This window comes from Reinekea marinisedimentorum (assembly GCF_004341165.1).
In the GTDB taxonomy this organism is placed as follows: Bacteria; Pseudomonadota; Gammaproteobacteria; order Pseudomonadales; family Natronospirillaceae; genus Reinekea; species Reinekea marinisedimentorum.
This window is the reverse complement of the sequence record NZ_SLZR01000039.1, coordinates 1-5,390: the sequence shown is the minus strand read 5'-3', so window position 1 is coordinate 5,390 and position 5,390 is coordinate 1. Positions and strand designations below refer to the sequence as shown.

Below are 5,390 nucleotides of genomic sequence, written 5' to 3'. Positions count from 1 at the left end.
GGATATTTAAATTTCAGTTGTCAAACGGGTAGTCTTCATTTGATATTATCTCTCTTTCAGATTCATGATATCAGCCAAATATCAATGACTCTGACGCCCATTGATCTGATACTCAATATTCTCGCTAAATTATAAGCAATCTAATGCTGAATCTGCAGCTGATCTAGTAGCGCATTAATACACTGACCAGCTAACGCTCTGTGCTCTTCAACTACAGCATTGAAATAAATATAGGCAATACCTGCTATTGATGTCTCGTTTACTTGCGTAATAGACAATTCACTACAATTAACTGCAAGCTGGCTTTGAACAAATACGGCATCCGGGTACGCGTGGGTAACCACATCTGCGTACTTTTGAAGCTCACTCAACTCAATGCGTGCTAAATCCAAGATCTCCAGGTCGTCAACTGAATAGGCCAGGCCGAATGCATTAAAGGGCTTTCCTTCTATATTTTTAGGCGATATTTCGATTGCTGACTCAACTATATCCGGGAACTGCCAGGAACTTGGAGATGGGTACAGGCTTTCGGAAAATGTATTTACTGAAGCTAATAGGGTGACCATATAAACCCATAATCTGTAATTCATTGGTTCTTCCTTACACTGTTATAAAGTCAGTAAAATGTTGACTCACTAAAATGAGTTTAGGGAGCTATTTAGTGAAATATCAAAGGCTCTGACCCTTTGGTCTCTGTATCTGGCTACTAACGGTTAATATTTAATTTTTTAATCTTTGAACGCAACGTACTCGGGTTTAAACCTAATCGTCTTGCTGCGCCAAATGAACCTTCGATTCGCCCGTGACACTCGTTTATGATTTTCTCAATATGTATTTTAGTGATTGCAGCTAGTGTTTCATCTCTGCTTATTTCTATTTTATCTATTTCCTGACGAGGCTCAGAAGGCTGCGGTTCTGAATTAATTCCGATAGCCTGGATAATTTCCAATTTACCGGTTATTTCACTCAGTAATACCGCTCTATTAACAACGGATATAAATTCACGAATATTTCCTGGCCAAGAATACGCCTTAAGGTGCTCTAAATCGGCTGAGTTAAGGGATAACGGTTTAATTCCAAAAAGTTCCGAGGCTTTTGCTATATAGTATTTTGCAAGCGGCTCTATATCTTGCCTACGCTCTCTGAGTGACGGAATAACCATAGGAAATGACGACAACCGATAATACAAGTCATCCCTGAACAGCTTCTGGCCAATCATTTCAGGTAAGTTTCGGTGGGTTGCAGCAACAACCCGCACATCTGTCGTTTGCTCTTTTTCACCGCCAACACGGGTGAAGGTTCCATCCTGCAAGACACGAAGCAACCTAACCTGAGCATCCACTGGCAGTTCTGCAATTTCATCTAAAAACAACGTCCCTTTATCAGCCTGCTCAAACCAACCTTTATGCATTTTTATAGCGCCAGTAAAAGCGCCTTTTTCATGACCAAATAATTCAGAATCGATAAGTTTTTGAGAAATCGCACCGCAATTAACCCGGTGGAAAACCTCTTTTGAGCGAGAAGACTTCTGATGAATTAGCTGAGCAATAACTTCCTTACCACAGCCTGTTTCTCCGTGAAGCAGTACCGGAATATCTCTGGGCGCAACGATATTTACGCGATCTATTACGTTTTTAAGCCCTGTACGCTCACCAATGATGCATTTAATCTGTGCCATTTAGAAAATATACCTCTATATATGGCAGAAAAACAGCCAAATAAAATGGAATTTTGAAAAGAAAAAGAACCTATCGACATCAATCCCTTTAATTTCAATAGGTTAGATATTATGGATCTGCTTTTGCTACAACCATCACACTCTATTAACGATAGGTTGGAGCAAGAAACTTATGAGTCAAATTAAATTCGAGCAGTGCCAATTTAGTGAAGCGACAGCTCAAAAATCGAGCGAATGTGATATATCAGGGGCGCTTAATTCGAAGGTACTGGGATGGGAAGTTGCACAAGCACAGGATCTGCAATCTATAAAAGACAGGATGCGTTTTAACAGACCGGAAATAGTAGCCGTGCTTATTGCTTTAGGAATGTTAAGTGCCGTGTTTATATTAAGCTGCTGGCTTGCCGAAAATCCATTTCAGTCAACACAGCACATTGAATCTATTGGAACCTTATCAATTGGATGGCATGAAACTAACAGCTGGAGAATAGTATGGACTGTGGTTCTGTTAGCTATTGTATTTGAGCTTCTCGACTCCTCTGCAGGAATGGGTTATGGAACAGCCTTTACACCTATATTGCTGGTTATGGGTTATGAACTCCAACAAATTGTTCCAGCAATTATGATTCAACAGGCAAGTGCAGGGTTGATTAGCGCTTACATACATAATGAATTCAAGAACGTGGAATGGCGTTTTCATCCTATTTCAGAAACAGTAAGACTTTGGCTAATGATTTCAGGAATAGGTATATTGGCCGTGGCATTTTCAGTTACATCCATATATGGATGGCTAAGCTGGGCAACGACCTGGATAAAACTCTATGTAATAATTTTATTGTTAATTATGGGTGCTGCCGCATTAATCAATGCAAATAGAAAGACAGAGTATCACCCGAAACGCATGCTGTTTTTTGGTGCTTTAGCAGGCTTTAACAAGGGTATCGGTGGCGGCGGTTATGGTCCGGTACTAACCATTGGAGGAATACGTTCGGGTGTACCACTAAAAACGATGATGGCTATTACAGCCTTATCTGAAGGCACTGTATGTATCGCATCCATCATTACCTGGTTCTTACTTTCAAGCTCCGGTGTGATTATAGATTTTATACTACTACCCTCTATGATACTTGGCAGTATTATTGCGGTTATTGCAGGCCCATACGTTACCCGAGTTCTGCCTGATAACATCTGGCGAAAAGTTGTTCCCATCTATTGCTGTTTGCTTGCATTATTTTGCCTAATTAAGCTGTTTCCGGCTTTCTTAATATTTGCATCTACCTCTTAAAGAATAAACTAACGGATAACTACATAGCCGTCTTATGAACGAGGAAAATCTAATAAGACACCAAAATGAGTTTAGGGGGCTATTTAGTGAAATATCAAAGGCTCTGCCCCTATAACTAAGTGCACAACTCTGCCAAGTGCTTGATTACCTTGACGCCTTTGGGTACAGAGCCATCAAGTTTGCGGTTGAACCAGATTGGTTTAATGCCAGCGTTTAGAGCTGGCTCAACATCTTTAACCAGACGGTCACCGACCATAAACACATGAGATTCGTCTGCGCTAAGCTTGTCTAGTATTGCAGGTAAGAAATCTGGCTCCCCTTTTGCAAAACCGAGATTAGCTCGACAAAAATAGCTTGTAATATATCGATCTAAACCAACGCGTTCAAAAGCCAATTGAATGTCTGCCTCAGAAGAATCTGCTGCACCCGTTGCAATGTAAATTGAAGCCGATTTAGAGAGGTGACACAGAGTTTCCAATGCGCCATCTACTGCCTCGACAGTTTCCCAATCACACATTTTTCCTGGAACATCGGGGAAATCGACCATTAGGGTATCGCCCCAATCAAACAAATAGATATCTCTCATTTACCTTCCATGTGAATATGAATTTTTTCGCTTAGAGCTCGGGTTTAGGGCGTCATGGCAAAGCGACCTCGTGTGTATGTTCCCGGCGGTCGAAGTGAGTAACTATACTGAGTTTTTAGGCCGTGCTAAAAAGTTAGTCTTGGCTATTAATAAAATTTTGTAACTCATCGGAGAAGCCTTTAATTTGCTGATATTCCAGAAGGCCAGCTGATTTCATTAATACGATCTGCAGCATCACTTTGAACCTTGCATTGTCATCAAATATAATGGCGATACGATTGTCGCTTTCTCCGATAGCCTACATTCGTTAGCGCTGCAGTCTACGAGCCCACATATGCCATAAAAGATACACTGCCACAAAGCCTGTGACTAGATAGCTTATAAGCATTAACCAGCTATAAATAGCCAATGGAACTGCAAACCAACTGAGTTTGTTTCTTAGTGCTAAAACGGATAGTGCCAATACTGATACGGGAGCCAACCCCAAGGCTACAACCATAGATACCGGGTACCACGGTTGCTCATAAGGGCTAAACGAACTTGCTAATTGATACGTTAAATTGAAATTAGAGACAAATAAGAACAAAGAATAGAAAAATACTAAAATTCCGAACCAGCCAACTAATCGATTTACTTTTGTAATAGATAACATTCCTTGCACCTAACGAGGTTATAGAAAATTTTCGACATTTAAAATTCCGGTTGCCAATAGGGTGGTTATCGATTGAGACTACGCCACTTCCAGGCTCATAATATCAGCTATAAATTCAATGACTCTGACCGCTTTGATCTTGAGGTCTTCCATTAGTTGGTTTAGGTTCAAACTTAATTCCTTACTGTGTTTATCTGCTTGGCCCAGTTCTGACTATTAACTACTGACTAACTTCCATTCTTATTGGATCACCAATTTTTCTTTCTTTGAAGCCAATTATCTTCTGGGTATTTAACAGGTAAATCGAGTAAGACATTATCGGAAACCATCCATAACCAAAATCCGCCGACTAAAGCCCAGCCTTTCATGGGCTCTTCACCCTGTGCCCTTACTTCTATTTTAAAAGCTCTCTCCCGACTAAATTTTCGACCGAAAAATGGACCGAAGTTGAAAACACTGTGCTTTACACTAAGAACCTCATATCCCTTCCTTTTCAAGGCAGATACTAAAATTTTCTTAGCATTTCGAGTGGGCAAAACCCAAGCGAGATATATGAATAGAATGATTAAAAACAGAGAAGCTAAAGTGTTAACAATTATCTGGTACATTGGTGTTTATTGCCTCTTTCGAATCATATTCTTTAGTTATCTGTCCTGGATCAGTCTGCAATTTCGACAGGTATCTTTCGCGCGTCCAATCAACTAAGACAGCGTTCTTCTGGCTTACGTTCCATAAAGTAATTAATGTCACTCTCAGAAGTTACCTTAAAACCGTTTCGTTTATACAAAGACCCGACTGGGTTCCACTTTAAATACTCAAGTACAGCCACTCGTGAGTTCTCATCATATTCTTGCAAGAAATTTTTCAAAATATAGGAACCAACACCCTGATTTCGGTACTTCGTTAGCAGGCAGAACTCGCCAAACCGAACACAGCTTTCTAATTATTGTATTGAAACGGTACCGATTCGCTCATCATTGCAATTGATGATAAACCAAGATTTTTCGCCGAACCATTGCTAAAGAAGTAAGGGGTAGAAGTAAGGAGACACCCACCGTAAGGCTTGACTCGAGCTCACATAACTGGTTGCATATGGGTCTTCACCTTTTACGGTGGGTTAATGTTTCAGAGTTAGTCCACCCAGATAGAACATTATCGCGGTTTTGTAGCGTGTCTCACTTCTAAATCC

The 5,390-nt window shown here is 40.5% G+C and carries 7 protein-coding genes; 1 reads left to right on the top strand and 6 read right to left on the bottom strand.

The annotated features are described in order from the left end of the window. Window positions 1-140: 140 nt before the first annotated feature. A complete protein-coding gene (locus BCF53_RS18870; RefSeq protein ID WP_132704299.1) occupies window positions 141-590 on the bottom strand; it encodes a hypothetical protein in 450 nt (149 codons plus the stop codon). Between the two features lie 116 nt (window positions 591-706). After that, complete coding sequence (locus tag BCF53_RS18865) at window positions 707-1,678, bottom strand: sigma-54 interaction domain-containing protein (RefSeq protein ID WP_132704297.1); 972 nt, start codon at window positions 1,676-1,678, stop codon at window positions 707-709. Window positions 1,679-1,850: 172 nt separating this feature from the next. Between BCF53_RS18865 and BCF53_RS18860 the strand changes: the two genes are divergently transcribed. Next, complete coding sequence (locus BCF53_RS18860; RefSeq protein WP_132704295.1) at window positions 1,851-2,963, top strand: sulfite exporter TauE/SafE family protein; 1,113 nt, start codon at window positions 1,851-1,853, stop codon at window positions 2,961-2,963. Between the two features lie 115 nt (window positions 2,964-3,078). Here BCF53_RS18860 and BCF53_RS18855 read toward each other — a convergent pair whose 3' ends face one another. The 4 genes from BCF53_RS18855 to BCF53_RS19640 form a co-directional block, all read right to left on the bottom strand. Further along, complete coding sequence (locus BCF53_RS18855; RefSeq protein WP_132704293.1) at window positions 3,079-3,549, bottom strand: HAD family hydrolase; 471 nt, start codon at window positions 3,547-3,549, stop codon at window positions 3,079-3,081. Between the two features lie 307 nt (window positions 3,550-3,856). Then, entirely contained in the window at window positions 3,857-4,201 is a 345-nt protein-coding gene (locus BCF53_RS18850) for a hypothetical protein (RefSeq protein ID WP_132704291.1), read from the bottom strand. 248 nt (window positions 4,202-4,449) lie between these two features. After that, window positions 4,450-4,809: a hypothetical protein gene (locus tag BCF53_RS18845; protein ID WP_132704289.1), complete on the bottom strand. Its 360-nt coding sequence runs from the start codon at window positions 4,807-4,809 to the stop codon at window positions 4,450-4,452. An 89-nt stretch (window positions 4,810-4,898) separates the two neighbouring features. Continuing rightward, on the bottom strand, window positions 4,899-5,111 hold the full coding sequence (locus BCF53_RS19640) for an N-acetyltransferase (protein ID WP_424511412.1): 213 nt from the start codon (window positions 5,109-5,111) through the stop codon (window positions 4,899-4,901). Window positions 5,112-5,390: the final 279 nt, after the last annotated feature.